This window comes from Bacillus sp. KNSH39, from assembly GCF_052656585.1.
Window position 1 is genome coordinate 3106516 of the sequence record NZ_JBQXYO010000001.1, and the last position, 15693, is coordinate 3122208.

13 protein-coding genes and 1 other annotated feature (1 of these 14 only partly in view) are annotated in these 15693 nt (G+C 41.5%); of the genes, 6 read left to right on the plus strand and 7 right to left on the minus strand.

Annotated elements, in window-relative coordinates; translation table 11 throughout:
- Nucleotides 1–169: 169 nt before the first annotated feature.
- The 4 genes from ACUL40_RS15900 to ACUL40_RS15915 all read right to left on the minus strand — a co-directional run bounded on the left by ACUL40_RS15900 (nt 170) and on the right by ACUL40_RS15915 (nt 5149).
- Nucleotides 170–4081, minus strand: coding sequence for a BclA-related collagen-like exosporium protein (locus ACUL40_RS15900; RefSeq protein ID WP_445423051.1), 3912 nt, complete (start codon nt 4079–4081; stop codon nt 170–172).
- Between the two features lie 116 nt (nt 4082–4197).
- Entirely contained in the window at nt 4198–4521 is a 324-nt protein-coding gene (locus tag ACUL40_RS15905) for a hypothetical protein (protein WP_001110858.1), read from the minus strand.
- Between the two features lie 20 nt (nt 4522–4541).
- Complete coding sequence (locus ACUL40_RS15910) at nt 4542–4766, minus strand: spore germination protein (protein WP_000512470.1); 225 nt, start codon at nt 4764–4766, stop codon at nt 4542–4544.
- 77 nt (nt 4767–4843) lie between these two features.
- Nucleotides 4844–5149, minus strand: a complete 306-nt coding sequence (locus ACUL40_RS15915) for a rhodanese-like domain-containing protein (protein WP_000141207.1) — start codon at nt 5147–5149, stop codon at nt 4844–4846.
- A gap of 197 nt (nt 5150–5346) precedes the next feature.
- Here ACUL40_RS15915 and ACUL40_RS15920 point away from each other — a divergent pair, with 197 nt between their 5' ends.
- Nucleotides 5347–5529, plus strand: coding sequence for a hypothetical protein (locus ACUL40_RS15920; protein ID WP_000175905.1), 183 nt, complete (start codon nt 5347–5349; stop codon nt 5527–5529).
- Nucleotides 5530–5578: 49 nt separating this feature from the next.
- Here the strand turns inward: ACUL40_RS15920 and ACUL40_RS15925 are convergent, their stop codons facing one another.
- Nucleotides 5579–6703 (minus strand): alpha/beta fold hydrolase, encoded by a 1125-nt coding sequence (locus tag ACUL40_RS15925; RefSeq protein WP_074047369.1) that lies wholly within the window; start codon nt 6701–6703, stop codon nt 5579–5581.
- A gap of 152 nt (nt 6704–6855) precedes the next feature.
- On the opposite strand from ACUL40_RS15925, the gene ACUL40_RS15930 reads away from it, so the two are divergent.
- From ACUL40_RS15930 to ACUL40_RS15950, 5 genes are all read left to right on the plus strand, one after another.
- The gene (locus tag ACUL40_RS15930) at nt 6856–9042 is read left to right on the plus strand and encodes a spore germination protein (RefSeq protein WP_173782228.1); all 2187 of its coding nucleotides are present in this window, start codon (nt 6856–6858) and stop codon (nt 9040–9042) included.
- Between the two features lie 16 nt (nt 9043–9058).
- Entirely contained in the window at nt 9059–10159 is a 1101-nt protein-coding gene (locus ACUL40_RS15935; protein WP_000049053.1) for a spore germination protein, read from the plus strand.
- A complete protein-coding gene (gerHC, locus tag ACUL40_RS15940) occupies nt 10129–11214 on the plus strand; it encodes a spore germination protein GerHC (protein WP_074047371.1) in 1086 nt (361 codons plus the stop codon). The genes ACUL40_RS15935 and gerHC overlap by 31 nt, the downstream gene beginning before the upstream one ends.
- Nucleotides 11215–11307: 93 nt before the next feature.
- A complete protein-coding gene (locus tag ACUL40_RS15945) occupies nt 11308–11493 on the plus strand; it encodes a hypothetical protein (protein ID WP_000038781.1) in 186 nt (61 codons plus the stop codon).
- Between the two features lie 97 nt (nt 11494–11590).
- Nucleotides 11591–12013, plus strand: coding sequence for a hypothetical protein (locus ACUL40_RS15950; protein WP_000180554.1), 423 nt, complete (start codon nt 11591–11593; stop codon nt 12011–12013).
- A 44-nt stretch (nt 12014–12057) separates the two neighbouring features.
- Here the strand turns inward: ACUL40_RS15950 and ACUL40_RS15955 are convergent, their stop codons facing one another.
- Both ACUL40_RS15955 and leuS read right to left on the minus strand, forming a co-directional pair.
- Nucleotides 12058–12939, minus strand: a complete 882-nt coding sequence (locus tag ACUL40_RS15955) for a hypothetical protein (protein ID WP_079004437.1) — start codon at nt 12937–12939, stop codon at nt 12058–12060.
- 203 nt (nt 12940–13142) lie between these two features.
- Nucleotides 13143–15551 carry a leucine--tRNA ligase gene (gene leuS / locus ACUL40_RS15960; protein ID WP_445423052.1) on the minus strand — a complete coding sequence of 803 codons (2409 nt, stop codon included), beginning with the start codon at nt 15549–15551 and terminating at the stop codon, nt 13143–13145.
- A gap of 65 nt (nt 15552–15616) precedes the next feature.
- Nucleotides 15617–15693: a binding site (T-box leader), on the minus strand; it runs 143 nt beyond the window's last position.

Below are 15693 nucleotides of genomic sequence, written 5' to 3' on the forward strand. Positions count from 1 at the left end.
CTTTTCATTCTATTATAATATATTTTCGAACTGCGATGTTTTTGCTCAAGAGAATAATGTGAAACTTTAAATAATTAGAGGAGATCCACTCCCCTGGTTAACGAGGTTTACTTACAAATACAAAGATAAAAAAACCTTGAAACATAAAAGTTTCAAGGTTTTCTGCTTATTAACTTAATCTAATAATAGTTAGGGTAGCCCCTGGCGTTGCTGTAGATAATGTAGCTACTGCAACTACTCCAAATAACTGTAAGCTAACAGCGGCTCCAGCAGGCAAGTTAGCGATTATTGTTGCACTAAATGAACCAGTAGCCACTGTCGGGGCATTTATCGTTCCCGCAAGCGGACTGCCATTTACAGTTATACGAGAACTTACAAGTAAACCTGCCGTTAAATTAATTGTATAGGCTATATAATAGTTTCCTGCATTCGCAACTGTAAATACAGTATTTCCACCACTAACGGTTATTCCTGGGCCAATATTTTGATTGTTCGGTAACGGTACGTTCGTACCCCCTAATAAAACGGAAATAGCGGTTCCTGATGTATTATTCGCAAACGCATACGTTGCAGTTGTACTAACTCCAGTCGCCCCGGTCGCTCCAGTGGCTCCAGCTCCGGTTGGACCTGTATCTCCAGTTGGACCTTGTGAACCGGTTGCTCCTGTAGCTCCCGTTGGACCTTGGATTCCTTGCGGACCTTGAATTCCTTGGGGACCTTGAATCCCTTGTGGACCTGTCGCTCCGGTTGCTCCTGTAGCTCCCGTTGGACCTTGAATTCCTTGCGGGCCTTGAATTCCTTGTGGACCTGTCGCTCCGGTTGCTCCTGTAACTCCCGTTGGACCTTGAATTCCTTGCGGGCCTTGGATTCCTTGTGGGCCTTGAATCCCTTGTGGGCCTGTCGCTCCAGTTGCTCCTGTAGCTCCCGTTGGACCTTGAATTCCTTGCGGGCCTTGAATTCCTTGTGGGCCTTGTGGGCCGGTCGGACCTATCTCTCCTTGCGGACCTTGTATTCCCTGTGGGCCTTGTGCCCCGGTTGCCCCTGTCGCTCCTTGGATTCCTTGAGGACCTTGTGGACCTTGAATTCCTTGGGAGCCGGTTGGACCTATGTCGCCTTGTGGGCCTTGAATTCCTTGGGGACCTTGTGCTCCGGTTGCCCCCGTTACTCCTTGGATTCCTTGGGGACCTTGAATACCCTGTGGACCGGTTGGACCTATCTCTCCTTGAACACCTTGGATTCCTTGCGGGCCCTGTAAACCCGTCACTCCGGTTGCTCCCGTTGCTCCTGTTGCTCCTGTCACTCCAGTTGAGCCTGTCGCCCCGGTATCTCCTGTTACTCCTGTCGCACCTGTTGCTCCTGTCGGGCCAGGTGGTCCACCTGATGGACCTGTCACTCCTGCCGGACCTGATGGCCCCGTTGGGCCGGTCGGTCCTGCTGGTCCTCCTGACGGGCCAGTCACCCCTGTTGGACCGGTTACTCCTGTTGGACCGGTAGTTCCTTCTCCCGTCGCTCCGGTTGCCCCCGTATCTCCTGTTGCTCCCGTCGGACCTTGCACTCCTTGAATTCCTTGTGGTCCTTGCACTCCTTGTGCACCTGTTGCTCCTTGAATCCCTTGTATTCCCTGCACTCCTTGTGCGCCCATCGGACCTGTTGGACCAATCGCCCCTTGTATTCCTTGCACTCCTTGGGGCCCCTCTGGACCGGTTGCTCCTATTTCCCCTTGTATCCCTTGAATTCCAGTTGCTCCTTGTGCTCCAGTTGCTCCCGTTATCCCTTGCACACCTTGTATTCCCTGTATTCCTTGTGGACCTTGTGGGCCGGTTGCTCCTTGCACTCCTTGAATGCCTTGTATTCCCTGAGGACCCTCTGGACCCGTTGCTCCAACTGGCCCTTGAACACCTTGTATTCCTTGCGGGCCCTGCAGTCCCTCTGGGCCTTCTGGGCCGGTTGGACCTATCTCTCCTTGTATCCCTTGGATTCCAGTTGGACCTTGTGACCCAGTCGGACCTATGTCACCTTGCGGACCTTGGATTCCCTGTGGGCCTTGTGCTCCTGTTCCCCCTGTCGCTCCTTGGATTCCTTGAGAACCTTGTGGGCCTTGAATTCCTTGTGGGCCAGTTGGACCTATGTCGCCTTGTGGGCCTTGAATCCCTTGCGGACCTTGATCTCCTGTGGCCCCCGTTACTCCTTGAATTCCTTGGGGACCTTGAACACCTTGTGGCCCTGTTGGACCTATCTCTCCCTGCACACCTTGGATTCCTTGCGGACCCTGTAAACCCGTCACTCCGGTTGCTCCCGTTTCTCCTGTCACTCCAGTTGAGCCTGTCGCCCCAGTATCTCCTGTTACTCCTGTCGCCCCGGTTGCTCCTGTCGGGCCAGGTGGTCCACCAGATGGACCAGTTACTCCCGCCGGACCTGATGGCCCCGTTGGGCCGGTCGGTCCTGCTGGTCCTCCAGACGGGCCTGTTACCCCTGTTGGACCAGTTACTCCTGTTGGGCCTGTAGTGCCTTCCCCTGTCGCCCCAGTTGCTCCCATATCTCCTGTTGCCCCCGTCGGACCTTGGATTCCTTGAATTCCTTGTGGACCTTGCACTCCTTGTGCACCCGTCGCTCCTTGAATTCCTTGTACTCCTTGCACTCCTTGTGGCCCCATCGGACCGGTTGGACCAATCGCCCCTTGAGCACCTTGCACTCCTTGTGGCCCCTCTGGACCCGTTGCTCCTATTTCCCCTTGTATCCCTTGAATTCCAGTTGCTCCTTGTACTCCTGTTGCTCCCGTTATCCCTTGCACACCTTGTATTCCCTGAATTCCTTGTGGGCCTTGTGGGCCTGTTGCTCCTACCGGTCCTTGAATGCCTTGTATCCCCTGGGGACCCTCTGGACCCGTCGCTCCAACTGGCCCTGGCACACCTTGTATTCCTTGCGGGCCCTGCAGTCCCTCTGGGCCTTCTGGACCTGTTGGTCCTATATCACCCATCGGACCTTGTATCCCTTGAACTCCCTGTGGCCCTGTTTCTCCTGATGGCCCTGGTACTCCTTGTATACCTTGTGGACCTTGATCTCCTGTGGCCCCTGTTACCCCTTGTGGCCCTATAACCCCCTGTATACCTTGTGGACCTTGATCTCCTGTTGCTCCCGTTGCCCCTTGAATACCTTGAACTCCTTGTATTCCTTGTTCACCAGTTACTCCCGTCGGACCAGGAATACCTTGAATACCCTGCGAACCTTCTGGACCTGTTGGCCCAATTGGTCCTTGAATCCCTTGGATTCCTTGCAAGCCCTGTGCTCCCGTACTTCCAGTCGGACCTGTACTTCCCGTTGCTCCTGTTACCCCTGTACTTCCTGTAGCCCCAGTATTCCCCGTTGCTCCAGTCGCACCTGTACTTCCACTCGGTCCACCACCTGGACCTGTCGCACCAGTCGGCCCCGTCGGACCAGGAGGTCCTCCAGATGGTCCAGTTATTCCAGTTGGACCTGTTATTCCAGTCGGGCCTGTTATCCCCTGACCAGTTGCTCCAGTCGCTCCGGTTGCACCTGTATTTCCACTCGGTCCTGGTGTTCCTTGTATCCCTTGTGCTCCTTGTATTCCTTGTGGACCAGTTGCACCCGGTAACCCTTGGACGCCTTGAATTCCTTGAGATCCCTCAGGTCCCGTCGCTCCAATTGGCCCCTGTAATCCCTGTATCCCTTGTATACCTTGTGCCCCAGTCGCTCCCGTTGGACCAATCGGACCTTGTAGCCCTTGCACACCCCCCGGTCCTGTCGCTCCAGTTTCTCCTTGTGGTCCTCTCAATCCTTGTGGCCCCTGCTGTCCTTCTGGTCCAGTTGCACCTATTGGACCAACTGATCCTTGTATCCCTTGCACACCTTGAGGTCCTGTCGGGCCCATCTCCCCCATCGGACCTTGTAATCCTCTTGGTCCTTGAGGTCCTGTTGGGCCTTGTGGACCGGTTGGACCAGTAATCCCTATACCTGTAAATCCAGTTGGAACAGGGGGGAAAGTAGGCCCAATAAGTTCTGGTGGAATTCTAAAATTAGAGCTTAACGAATTTTGCTTCCGATTATTATCACGATTCTTCACACTTTCACCACCTACAAACCGTCTTTTTCATAATAAATAAGCCTCTTCTTAATCTATTTACAAAAATAATTTCCAAGACTATTTTTATTTTAAATAATAAAAACTCCCTTAATTCCTTAAGGGAGTCCTGCAATTGAATCCATATTATCTGTATTAGGGACAGCTTGTGCTATACCCGATGTATTTACACTTTGCCCCATATTTGTTCCTGTTACAGTACCAGCAGGAGTGCCTCTTGTATATGTTGTCGTCACCGAATCACCTGGCTGTAAACAAAGCTTCGTCTCCGTCCCTATTACTGTAACAACATCAACCCAAGTGCACCCCATTGAACCACTATATGATTTCGAAGCAGTAAATGAAGTATCACTCAAATTATCACCGGTAAATATATTCCCAGTGTTATTCACAATAACAAATTCTTTTATATGAGCAGGCATAATTACACTCTACCTTTCCTCTATGAACCTAATGTACGTGTACTTGTTGCTAACGGCGGAAGAAACACTGATGTTCTAATGACTGCTTCTGGCTGTCTTTTCCCATTTAAAAAAACAGCCGCACTCGACCCTCCAGCACCTGCATATACTTTTGCTACAGCTAAAGGCGAGATATCATAACAGTCGCCGACATTAACAGCTCCTGTATTATTCATAATTTTTACTTTACGCAAATTAATCCCCATTTACCCCTCCTCCTTTTTATACTGTATGCAAAAGAAAAAAACTTGAAACAGACTCGTTTCAAGTTTTTAACTATTAACTATTTCGTTTCACCTTCATATTGAAGCATACCGCCAACCATATTCACTGTTTTAAATCCTTGCTCATTTAAATAATGACATACATTTTCACTGCGCATTCCTGAACGACAAATAAAGATATATTCATTCTCTTTATTAAAGAAATCTACTTTATGTGGGATATCGCCCATTTTAATATGTACAGCTTCTGGAATCTTTCCTGCCGCTACTTCTTCATCTTCTCTTACGTCTACTAAAAATAACGTTTCTCCATTTTCTAAACGCTCTTGTACCTCTTCTGTAGTAATTGTTTTAACTTCTGTCATATGTAGTTCCTCCTTATATACAATAAAACCTTTAGTTTCTTTTTCACAAACATTCTCTACCAATTTTAGCACGCAAAAGAAAGAACGCAAAGAATCGAAAAACTATTTCTCAATTTTCTCGCAAAACTTATTCTTTACAAACATAACTCTTGCATTGTATCCTCAATATACTTGTCTTATGAAAGGAGCCAATGAAAATGACACTTTCCCTTTTCATAATGGGCATCATTTTCTTAATCGCTGCAATTATTACTCTTAGTATGAAAAATACTAAAAAAATAAAATCACCCCAAGAAATGTCATTCTTATTTCTATTGCTTAGTATCGCATTCTTCGGTATAGCAATTGCCACATATATTTTCCGTCTACAAATCATGTAAAAAAAGGTGCCTACTACAAACATTGCACCTTTTCCCCATCATTTGTCTTCTAAACAAAACTAGATACTTTCCGATTTAAAAATTCATAAACTTTCTTTTCAAATAAATGAATATCAAATACTCCCGCCATATGCCCATTTATACTTTCTATCTCATACACTTCCGCATACTTCCCTTGTTTTTGCAAAATATCTACCATTTTATAGTTGTAACGAGACGGCTGAAGCAAATCTTGTTTACATGGAATCATAAGTACATTCGCTTCTATGTTAGAAAGAGATTCTTCTAATGAAGAAAAACCATGTGCAATATCATGCAATAAAACTGCCTTTGCAGTATACATCCATGAATTTGCATCTACTAACTCTATACTTCTATATGTCGCTTTATTTATCTCTTTTTCAAATGATGTTAGTGTAGAAAACTTTTCATAAGGTTTTATCTCTATACTATTACGAGGAAATGCCATTTCATAAAAATGCTCATCAAACGCGTTCATAAACATCATTCTATTTGCTAAATGAAGCCCCTTTATCGGCTGCTCTTCTCCATATTTTCCACCTTTCCAACTTGGATCCAGTTGAATTGCTTCAATCGCATTTTGCGCTACGTTTACTGACGTAATAATTGGATTTTGTGGGTTCGTAATAACGCCAATCATCCGCTCTACCATATGTGGATAGTGAACCGTCCATTGTTGTGCAATCATTCCCCCTGCCGACGGTCCAATTACAGCGTGTAACCTTGAAATTCCCATACCTTTTATTAACTCATATTGCATACGAGCTACATCAAGAAATGTAAAAACCGGAAAATCCATAGCATATTCTTCTCCAGTTTCTGGATTAATCGATTTCGGTCCTGTTGTAATCACATATGGATTTCTCACCTGCACATTACAAAGATTATCTGTACATATAACAAAATACTTATTTGTATCAATTGCTTTTCCAGGTCCAATGAGCCCATCCCACCAACCAGACTCCTCATCATGCACTGTATATTTTCCTGCCGCATGACTTGTTGCACTAAAATAATGACAAACCAAAATCACATTTGACCTTTCTCTATTTACCGTACCATATGTCTCGTATCCCATTTGAACAGGAATTTCCCTGCCATTTTCAAACGTAAACCCTTTTAAAACAAACTTCTCCTTTTTTACAATTTGCACAGATTCTCCCTCTTCCCGTTATAGTATGAACTGCTTACTAAAGATTTTTTTCCATGCAAACTAATCTCCTTCTTCTTTTCATAAATAAATGAATAATATACAAAATTAGCCACAAAATAGCACTATATTACAAGATTAAAGAGGGTATACACATGATTTGGAATTGGTTACGTAAGAAAAAAAAATCAAATAAACCAGAAGCAAACGAAACAGATAATCAGGAGCAGCATTCTAACAATGAAGAGGATGATAACAAAGAACAGACTAGAAGTATGAAACATAATAAAGGTAAAAATAGCGAGCAAAAAGATTCTTCTCAGGATAAGCAACAAAGTGCTAAACAAGAGGATTCCTCTCAGGATAAGCAGCAAAGTGCTAAACAAGATGACTCTTCTCAGGATAAGCAACAAAACTCTAAACAGGAGGATTCCTCTCAGGATAAGCAGCAAAGTGCTAAACAAGATGACTCTTCTCAGGATAAGCAACAAAACTCTAAACAGGAGGATTCCTCTCAAGATAAACAACAAGGTGCTAAACAAGAGGATTCCTCTCAGGATAAGCAGCAAAGTGCTAAACAAGATGACTCTTCTCAGGATAAACAACAAAACTCTAAACAGGAGGATTCCTCTCAAGATAAGCAACAAAGTCCTAAACAAGAGGATTCCTCTCAGGATAAGCAACAAAACTCTAAACAGGAGGATTCCTCTCAAGATAAGCAACAAAGTCCTAAACAAGAGGATTCCTCTCAAGATAAACAACAAGTTGCTAAACAAGGTGATTCGTCTCAAGATAAACAACAAAACGCTAAGCAAGATGAACCTTCTCAAAGTAAGCAACAACACTCTAAAGGTAATAGTATTTATGATTTTACGAAACCAGAAAAAGACCGTATCCATTCTTTACAAAATTTAATAAAGAAGCTGAAAAAATCTAGTGATTTTGTGAATTATCATACATCCGACGATGAAACGATGCCTTATTGGATTTCTTACTATCGTCCTTCGCTTGATGGAGAGAAATTACAAAAATATTTAATGCCTACTCTTTTGGAACGACCTAATGCTTCACTAGAAGAGCTGAAAGAACATATTCCAATGAGCGGCATTACAATTACGAACGACTTACAAAAAATTGAGGATATGGTTTTAAAGGGGCATGCGATTATTCAATTGAATCAGCAAGATCAAAAATGTATGCTTGCAAACATTGCAATTGATAATTATCGTGCACCAACCCCTCCTTTAAACGAATCAACTGTTATTGGTCCGCAAGAAGGTTTCGTAGAGGATATTGATACAAACATTAATTTAGTTCGAAAACGTCTTCCTGTTTTAGATTTACAAACAAAAGAAATGATTATTGGCGAGTTTTCAAAAACAAAAGTTGTCATGATGTATTTAGACAACCTTGCTGAAAAAGATAATGTAGATTTTCTAGAAGAGTCATTACGCGCTCTTGAATATGATCAAATTAATGATAGTGCTTATTTACAAGAATTAATGGGTGAAAAATCGATTTTCCCTCTCTATATCAATACAGAACGTACTGATAGAGTTACAAAAGCACTAATTGATGGAAAAATCGCTATTTTTGTTGATGGTTCTCCAAGTGTTTTACTAACACCCGTATCCTATTTTGATTTTTTCATTTCACCAGAAGACTATAACGTCTCCTGGATGTACGCTACATTTTCAAGGATTTTAAGATTAATTGCCGTTCTATTTTCAATTTGCGCTACACCGTTATACGTTGCAGTTTTAAATTATCATTATGAACTTATTCCAAGTGATTTACTTGAAACCTTAATTTTATCAAGAGCACAAGTACCATTCCCACCTTTAATTGAAGCACTCTTTTTAGAACTTGCAATCGACTTACTGAGAGAAGCTGGCGCAAGGTTACCGATGAAAGTCGGGCAAACACTCGGTATTGTAGGGGGTATCGTAATCGGACAAGCATCTGTACAAGCAGGTTTAACGAGTAACATTTTATTAATTATCGTTGCACTATCAGCACTCGCTTCCTTTATTACACCTATTTATAAAATGGGTAATGCGGTTCGATTACTACGCTTTCCTTTTCTTATGTTTGCAGAAATAGGCGGATTGTTCGGGATTTCTCTTGGATTTATCTTTTTATTTACTCATCTCTTTAGACTTACTTCCTTACGTAAGCCGTACGCTTTGTTTTATCCGACAAGGCAACAATCAGTTAAAGATTCTTGGATTCGTTTTCCATTAACAATGATTGATACGAGAGATGTGCAAGCAAGACCACAACATGTAAAAAAAGCAGCGAAAGGAATTTCAACAAAACATAGATCAGATTTTGATGATTGAGAAATGAGGTGCATTGATGAGTAAAGTTCAAGAAAAATATCAAATATCTCCTATCTTTGTTTTCTTCTTAATTCACGGTGCACAGTTTGGTGCTGGAGTTCTCGGATTCGCTCGAATTATCGCAAAGGCCGCTGGATACGACGGATGGATGGGAGTTATAATCACAGGAATTTTCATCCATATTCTTATATGGATGATGTATGTCTTATTAAAAGAAACAAATGGGAATTTAGTTGATTTACATCGGCAAACATTTGGAAAATGGCTAGGAAATGGCATTAGCATCATCTTTATGGCTTATTTTTTAATCGTTAGTATTTCGGTCATCCGAACATATGTTGAAATTATTCAAGTATGGATGTTTCCTACCGCTTCCACCTTTATGTTAACACTCTTTTTATGCTTAGTTAGCTATTACATTATCTCTTCTGGATTTCGTGTAATTACCGGTATTTGCGTCATCTCTGTTGGTGGTACATTAGGATACTTATTTCTAAGCTTATTCGTTTTGAAATATTCACATTGGGATAATTTACTACCTATATTCACACATTCTTTTTCAGACATTTTAAAATCCGCTCAACTGTCAATCTACAGTATGACCGGTTTTGAAATTTACCTCATGGTGTATCCATTTGTGAAAAAGCCTATGCAATCTCATAAATACGCTCAGTTTGGAGCACTATTTTCAAATCTTCTATATTTATTTAGCACCCTTTTAGCCTTTGCATTTTTTAGTGAAAAACAATTGTTAAAAACGATATGGGCCCAACTTTCTATGACCCAAGTCATTCAATTACCATTTATAGAAAGACTCGAATATATTGCAATTTCAGGCTATGCACTCGTTATTATTTCAAGTTTCATCCTCCCTTTATGGGCGTCAATGAGAGGAACACATGAAATATTCCGTGTAAAACAAAGGGGTATTTTAATTGCTTTTATCTTTATCACTCTCATTGTTTCGCAACTTTTAACCAACAGACACGATATTAATAACTTTATTAGTAATGTATCAAAAGTTAGTTTTTGGCTCATTTATGTATACATCCCAATCCTATTTATTATTGTGTGGGTGAAAAGAAAATGGAAAAAATCAAAAGCACAAGCAAATTAATACTTATTTCTTGTATAACATTCTTCAGTCTAATTGGATGTTTACAAAAAAATATTATCGATGATGTACAACTTATTCAAGGAAGCGTTTTTGATGTCGCAAAAGATAATAAAGTAAAAGTGACATTCGTTTGTCCCATTCAGAAAAAAGGAAATAAAGTTCAAGTTTTTGAAGGCAGTGCAAATGCAGTAAAACAAGTAAAAGCAGACACATCTTTAGAGTCTTCTCAACCATTTGCTAGCGGACAAATGCGTGTCGCTCTATATACAATAAGACTTGCCAAAACAGGAATGTCTACTTCATTCGATACATTACTTCGAGATGTGAATATAGGGAACGCTTTATATGCTGCTTTATTAGATGGGAATGGTACTGAACTTTTAAAAGGCAAATATTCGACTTCATACAACGTTGCAATTTATATAAAAAAATTGCTAGAACATAACATGGAGACCGGACCTTTACCAGCGGATAATCTACATATAGGAGCATTTCGCTATTATCAAGAAGGAAAAGACTACTATATTCCCATTCTAAAGAAGCATGGTGATAAAATAAAAATTACCGGAATTGGCCTTTTTAAAAAAGATAAATATATCGGTAAAATTGCGGAAAAAGATATGTTCATATTTAAAGGACTATTAGAGAAACATAAATTAGATTCACATGAATTTAAAACAGATTCTGCGTACGTAATGATTAATAATATTCGTTCTGTTCCAACTTACGATATAAAAATTAAAAACGGAAAGCCTTCTTTTTTCATTCACGTTCGTCTTGATGCACGTATTCAAGAACTATCAAAACAAATTAACTTAGAAAATAACAAGAACACACAAAACATTGAAAAAGATATCCAAAAACAATTAGATAAACAAGCTACTAAGTTAATTAAGCAATTTAAATCTTTAGGCGTCGATCCTCTCGGGCTAGGTGCAAAGTATAAACAACATTATCGCCCATTCAAATTAGAAGAATGGAGACAAATGTATAAAGATGTTCCGGTTCATATAAAATACACCGTAAATATTACAAATTCTGGTGTCATTGAATGAGAAATGATTGAACTCCTCTCTCTAGCATGATACAACGGAGAGAGGAGTTTTTTTATTATCAAATAGAGAGAGAAGATATTTATGGGGGAGCTTATGTCTAAAAAATTAGTAAAGCCTATTTTAAATGGTATTTTATTTCTCGGCGTCTTTTTATTTGCTCATACATACTTAAAAAATGTTTCCTTCACACGTTACTTGCTTGTCGTTATACCAATGTTACTGGTCGGTATTTTTGGCATCGATCTTATTTCATCCCTTTTAATAAAAAAAGAAGAATAACGAGCGAACATCTTATTTCGATAAGATGTTCTTTTCATTTCATAATCACCTTATGTTACAATAAACTTCGGCATAACGTAAGAAAGGATGAAACAACATGACAAACGAAAAAGGTTTAGATAAAGGATACGAACTTGTTGCGAAAATGCATGAAGTATTCGGACATCCTGTGACAAATACTCCAACAAAATTAACAGAAGAACGTGCAAAAATCCGTGCGAGTTTTATGCAAGAAGAGCTAGAAGAATTTCTAGAAGCAACGACTGTTGAAGATCAATATGATGCACTGATTGACCTTATTTACTTTGCATTCGGCACGTTTGCCGAAATGGGCGTACGTCCTGATAAAGGATTCGAAATTGTAAATAACGCAAACATGGCAAAACTATTCCCTGACGGGAAACCTCGATTCCGCGAAGGTGACGGTAAAATTCTAAAACCTGAAGGCTGGCAAGCACCAGAACCACAACTTCGTGCTGAAATTGAACGTCAGCGTCAAGAAGCTGAAAAAAACTGCTAGGATTTCCTAGCAGTTTTTTATTATGTCTTTTTTTCTGGCAATCATTAATGACCCACGTGTCCCGCATGTCCTGCAGCTCCACTAATGCTAGCCGCTCCTGCTGCTGCCCCCGCTCCTCCTGCTCCAATTCCACCTGTCCAAGGAGAAGATTGTTGTTGTTGTTGATATTGCTGATATTGTTGGTGCTGTTGGTGCTGTTGACCTTGGTGTCCATGATGTTGGCCTTGGTGCCCATGATGACCGTGTTGGCCTTGATGACCTTGGTGATGGTGGTGACCTTGGTGTCCATGATGTTGGCCTTGGTGGTGATGTCCATGGTGACCATGTTGGCCTTGGTGAGTTTGATAAAGAACAGCCTGCGGATGCATATGATGGTGGCCGTGGTGATGTACTTGTTGTTGATGATGTCCATGATGGCCATGGTGACCTTGGTGGTGATGGTGGCCATGATGGTGATGGTGGCCATGATGGCCATGGTGACCTTGGTGGTGATGATGTCCATGATGGCCATGGTGTCCATGATGACCGTCGTGGTGGCCATGGTGACCGTAAAAACCTTGTGGATAACCACCTACTCCGCCTGCCACAACACCTACTCCCGGTACCGGAAATCCTGTTTGTACTCCTCCAACGAAAGATGGGAATGTAGTTGGTACGCCTACTGGTACTCCTCCCGCTGCTCCGCCTACAAATGTTGGGATTCCTGTTTGCACTCCAGCTACTGATGATGGAAATCCTCCTGTTAATGTTGGAATTCCAGTTTGTGCTCCAGCTACTGATGTGGAAAATCCTCCAGGTGTTCCACCCATCCAGCTCGGAATTCCGCCATATCCTTGTTGTCCGCCTCCCATTAACATCATTTGTTCATAACTATCCGATCCACCTCCGAAAAAGCCATGTGGTGCATTATTGTCCATCCCTTTCATTCCTTTCACCTCTTCTACTCAATTTAGCCTACCTTTTTTATCATATTTCCTATAGAAAAATAGGTGTTTGTCTGTATTGGAATTCCGCTCTTTTATTTGTACGTATTGGAATAATTGAAAACTTAGACTAGAGTGATCCAGAGATTATTTTCTACACAAAAAAGCTCAGAGTATACATACTCTGAGCTTTTATTTAGAATAAATTAATTTGCAACAACATTAACAAGTTTTCCAGGAACAACAATTACTTTACGAACTGTTTTCCCTTCAATTTGGTCTTGAATTGCTTCAAGTGCAAGTTGTTCCATTTCTTCTTTTGATGCGTCTTTACTCATTGTTAGTTTTGCGCGAACTTTACCCATAACTTGAACAACAATTTCAACTTCATCTTCTACAAGTTTAGACTCATCAAATGTTGGCCAGCTTGCATATGTGATTGTTTCATTGTATCCAAGTTTGCTCCATAGCTCTTCCCCGATATGAGGTGCAACTGGTGCAATCATTTTTACGAAACCTTCTACATATTCTCTTGGAAGTGTTTCAGCTTTGTATGCATCGTTGATGAATACCATCATTTGAGAAATCGCTGTGTTGAAGCGAAGCTCTGCATAGTCTTCTGTTACTTTCTTCACTGTTTGATGGTAAGCTTTTTCAAGCTCTTTATTTGGTGCGTCAGTAATTTTCTCACTTAATTCACCGTTATCTTGAACGAATAGACGCCATACGCGGTCTAGGAAACGACGAGCTCCGTCAAGACCATTTTCAGACCAAGCAATTGAAGCATCTAATGGTCCCATGAACATTTCGTATAGACGAAGTGTATCTGCACCGTGGCTTGCTACGATATCATCAGGATTTACAACGTTACCTTTTGATTTACTCATTTTCTCGTTGTTTTCACCTAGAATCATACCTTGGTTGAATAATTGTTGGAATGGCTCTTTCGTTGGAACTACACCGATATCGTATAATACTTTATGCCAGAAACGAGCATATAGTAAGTGAAGTACGGCATGTTCTGCACCACCGATATAAATATCAACTGGAAGCCATTGTTTTACTTTTTCAGGATCTACAAGTGCTTCGCTATTGTTTGGATCGATGTAACGTAGGTAGTACCAGCAGCTACCAGCCCATTGCGGCATTGTGTTCGTTTCACGACGACCTTTTTTACCAGTCTCAGGATCAACAACATTTACCCACTCGTCAATGTTAGCAAGTGGTGATTCACCTGTACCTGAAGGACGGATGTTTTCTGTTTTCGGAAGAACTAATGGTAATTCCTCTTCTTTCACAGCTGTCATTGTACCATCTTCCCAGTGAATTACTGGAATTGGTTCACCCCAGTAACGTTGACGGCTGAATAACCAGTCACGTAGACGGTACGTTACTTTTTGATTTCCTGCGCTCGTTGCTTCAAGCCATTCAATCATTTTTGCGATTGCTTCTTCTTTATTTAATCCATCAAGGAATGCTGAGTTTACGTGTGCACCATCACCTGTGTACACTTCTTTCGTAATATCTCCGCCTTTTACAACTTCCTTCATTGGAAGATTAAATACTGATGCGAATTCATAGTCACGCTCATCGTGAGCTGGAACTGCCATTACAGCACCTGTTCCGTAAGTTGCAAGAACATAGTCAGCGATCCAGATTGGTAATTTCTCACCGTTTACTGGGTTAACTGCGTAAGTACCAGTGAATACACCAGTTTTCTCTTTCGCAAGTTCTGTACGCTCTAGGTCACTCTTCATTTTTACAGCGTTAATGTAAGCTTCTACCGCTTCTTTTTGTTCTGCTGTTGTAATTTCTGCAACAAGTGCATGTTCTGGAGCTAGTACACAGTATGTTGCACCAAATAATGTATCAGGGCGCGTTGTGAAAACTGTGAATTTCTCGTCTGTACCATCGATGTTGAAGTGTACTTCTGCACCTTCAGAACGACCGATCCAGTTACGTTGCATATCTTTTAAGCTTTCAGGCCAATCAAGCTCATCTAGATCTTCTAATAGACGATCTCCGTAAGCTGTAATTTTTAACATCCACTGTCTCATCGGACGACGCTCAACTGGATGTCCACCACGCTCACTCTTACCGTCAATGATTTCTTCGTTTGCAAGTACTGTACCAAGTGCTGGGCACCAGTTTACAGGTACTTCATCAACGTAAGCTAAGCCTTTTTCAAATAGTTTTAGGAAGATCCATTGCGTCCACTTATAGTAGTTTGGATCTGTTGTATTTACTTCACGGTCCCAATCGTAAGAGAAACCTAATGATTTAATTTGGTTACGGAATGTATTAATATTATGCTCTGTAAATTCAGCTGGGCTGTTTCCAGTATCAAGTGCATATTGCTCTGCTGGAAGACCAAATGCATCCCATCCCATTGGATGCAGAACGTTATATCCTTGCATACGCTTCATACGAGATAAAATATCTGTCGCTGTATAACCTTCTGGATGTCCTACGTGTAAGCCTGCACCTGATGGATATGGGAACATATCTAGTGCATAAAATTTTGGTTTTTCTGTCTCATCTGGCGTACGGAATGTTTTATTCTCTTCCCAGTACCCTTGCCACTTCTTCTCAATTTCTTGATGATTAAAGCTCATGAGATACCCTCCTTGAAATTCTATTTATTTTCACCGCCCAAAATACAAAAAACCTCTCATCCCTAGAAAGGGACGAGAGGTTATAGATTCCCGCGGTACCACCCTAAATTAATGTACAAATATACATTCGCTTAGATCCGTA

What these genes read in the sequence shown, in the direction of transcription:
- ACUL40_RS15905 (WP_001110858.1), bottom strand. Translation starts at nt 4,521, where the DNA reads ATGCCTGCTCATATAAAAGAATTTGTTATTGTGAATAACACTGGGAAT.
- ACUL40_RS15910 (WP_000512470.1), bottom strand. Translation starts at nt 4,766, where the DNA reads ATGGGGATTAATTTGCGTAAAGTAAAAATTATGAATAATACAGGAGCT.
- ACUL40_RS15915 (WP_000141207.1), bottom strand. Translation starts at nt 5,149, where the DNA reads ATGACAGAAGTTAAAACAATTACTACAGAAGAGGTACAAGAGCGTTTA.
- ACUL40_RS15920 (WP_000175905.1), top strand. Translation starts at nt 5,347, where the DNA reads ATGACACTTTCCCTTTTCATAATGGGCATCATTTTCTTAATCGCTGCA.
- ACUL40_RS15930 (WP_173782228.1), top strand. Translation starts at nt 6,856, where the DNA reads ATGATTTGGAATTGGTTACGTAAGAAAAAAAAATCAAATAAACCAGAA.
- ACUL40_RS15935 (WP_000049053.1), top strand. Translation starts at nt 9,059, where the DNA reads ATGAGTAAAGTTCAAGAAAAATATCAAATATCTCCTATCTTTGTTTTC.
- gerHC (WP_074047371.1), top strand. Translation starts at nt 10,129, where the DNA reads ATGGAAAAAATCAAAAGCACAAGCAAATTAATACTTATTTCTTGTATA.
- ACUL40_RS15945 (WP_000038781.1), top strand. Translation starts at nt 11,308, where the DNA reads ATGTCTAAAAAATTAGTAAAGCCTATTTTAAATGGTATTTTATTTCTC.
- ACUL40_RS15950 (WP_000180554.1), top strand. Translation starts at nt 11,591, where the DNA reads ATGACAAACGAAAAAGGTTTAGATAAAGGATACGAACTTGTTGCGAAA.
- ACUL40_RS15955 (WP_079004437.1), bottom strand. Translation starts at nt 12,939, where the DNA reads ATGAAAGGGATGGACAATAATGCACCACATGGCTTTTTCGGAGGTGGA.
- leuS (WP_445423052.1), bottom strand. Translation starts at nt 15,551, where the DNA reads ATGAGCTTTAATCATCAAGAAATTGAGAAGAAGTGGCAAGGGTACTGG.